2 protein-coding genes are annotated in these 1,896 nt (G+C 63.4%); one reads left to right on the forward strand and one right to left on the reverse strand.

The window, feature by feature from the left end; all coding sequences use genetic code 11:
- Positions 1–220 precede the first annotated feature (220 nt).
- On the forward strand, positions 221–793 hold the full coding sequence (locus ACYVDE_RS21465) for a transposase (RefSeq protein WP_460503579.1): 573 nt from the start codon (positions 221–223) through the stop codon (positions 791–793).
- Between the two features lie 136 nt (positions 794–929).
- Here ACYVDE_RS21465 and ACYVDE_RS21470 read toward each other — a convergent pair.
- On the reverse strand, positions 930–1,896 hold a 967-nt coding region (locus ACYVDE_RS21470; protein ID WP_460503580.1), incomplete at its 5' end, for a DMT family transporter.

Genomic DNA, 1,896 nt, shown 5'->3' on the forward strand with positions numbered 1-1,896 from the left:
GCCGCACCCGCCGCCGCCGCCCGCCTGCTGGGCTTCGCCCGTCCCGGCGAGGAGCTGCGGCAGCTTCTGGTAGCAGCTACCGAAACGCTGCTGAGCGAGAACCGCCTGCGGGAAAGCAACGGCGTGCTGACGATGTGGTAGAGACGCATATTTGCGTCTCGTCGTTGAACGGCTGGAGCCGTGCCTTTCTCATATTATCGCTCAACGACGAGACGCAAATATGCGTTTCTACATCATCTACCGCCACATGGTTAGTCTGCTCACCTTTCGCCTGCACGGCACCATCCCGGCCGCCACCGGCCGCGAGCTTAAAGCTAGCCTATGCGCCGCCCAGGAGGCCGGTGCCGACTACCGCCGCGCCCAGAAGCAATTTTTCGCACAGTTCGATGCCGTGCTCGACCGCACCCCAATCGGCCCGCGCTACTTCGAAAATGAGAAGATGGCCGAGGTGCTGGCCGGCGAAATTCTGATGCTGGAGGAAACTGGCTTCCGCGTCCACGGCTTCGCCATCCTGCCCAACCACGCTCATCTCGTGCTCGAACTGCCCGACGACAGCACGCTTTCCTTCGCCAAAGCTATCGACCTGCTGCACCTGCGCACCGGCACCGCCTGCCGCCGTCTGGTGCGCCCCAAGCTCCCGCCCGAAGCCGAGTTCTGGCAAGTTGGCTGGCACGAATACGCCGTGCAGGATGCCGCAGAGCTCACCCGCCTGCTGGCCTACCTGCGCGGCAATGCCCTCGCCGCCGGCCTGCCGGGGCGGTTTCAGGAGTGGCCCTATATGAATGAGCAGTGAGCAATAGGAACGTGATGCTGAGCGCAGTCGAAGCATCTCTACCACGAAGAGTAATTCATTTACTGCTGCGGTAGAGATGCTTCGACTGCGCTCAGCATGACGTTCTAAACTTTCCCTCAATAATGTCTCCCTCTTCCTACTTCGCCCGGTGAATAATCAGCACGCCGCCCAGAATCACCACCATGCCAACGAAGTGCCAGAGGTTGAAGGCCTCACCATCGAGCGCGCCCAGCGCCAGCGCCACAATGGGAATGAGGTAGGTGCTTGAAGACGCAAACAGCGCCGTGGATTGCTGAATTAGCTTGTTGAACAGCACCATGGCCACGGCCGTGCTCATGGTGGCCAGCAGCGCAATGTAGCCAAAGGCCGTCCAGGCGCCCGGCGCGGTCGTCAGCTTGTGCACGAAATCGGTAGCTAGCAACAGGAAAGCCAGCGCCGGCCCACCAATCAGCATCAACAGCATGGAGGTGACGGCGATGGGCGACAGGCCGCTGAGCTTGTGCTTGATGACGTTCACACTCAGGCCGTAGCCAATGGTGGCGGCCAGAATGTAGAGGCCGTACCAAGCGTTGCCCTCGCCGGCGGGCGTGGCATCGCCGCCGCTGCCGCCCAGTTGCAGCATCACCACCGTGCCCGCCAGGCCCAGAGCAATGCCCAGCACGCGCGGCAGCGTGAGCTTCTGCCCAAACAGCAGCGCCCCCACCAGCAGCGTGAACACCGCCGTGAGGGCATTGAGCACGCCTGCCAGCCCCGAGGCCAGCCGGGTTTCGGCGTAAGCAAACAGGAAGGCCGGCAGCAGCGTGCCCACCACCCCACTCAGCGCCAGCCACTTGTAGCGACTGCGCGCCACGCTACCCACGTGCCGCAGGGCAAACGGCAGCAGCAGCAGCGAGGCCACGCTCACCCGAATAGCCCCCAGCTCCAGCGCCGAAAACACTACCAGGCCTTTCTTCATCAGAATAAACGAGGTACCCCAAATGCAGGCCAGCACAATCAGCAGCACCCAGGCCAGGGGCGTGGTAGCGGCCGGCGCGGCCGATACTAAGGCCTCGGTGGCTTCCAGCGACGCCGACTCGTCGGCCGCCCCCGGCAGCGGGGTTGCG

Source organism: Hymenobacter agri, assembly GCF_054778495.1.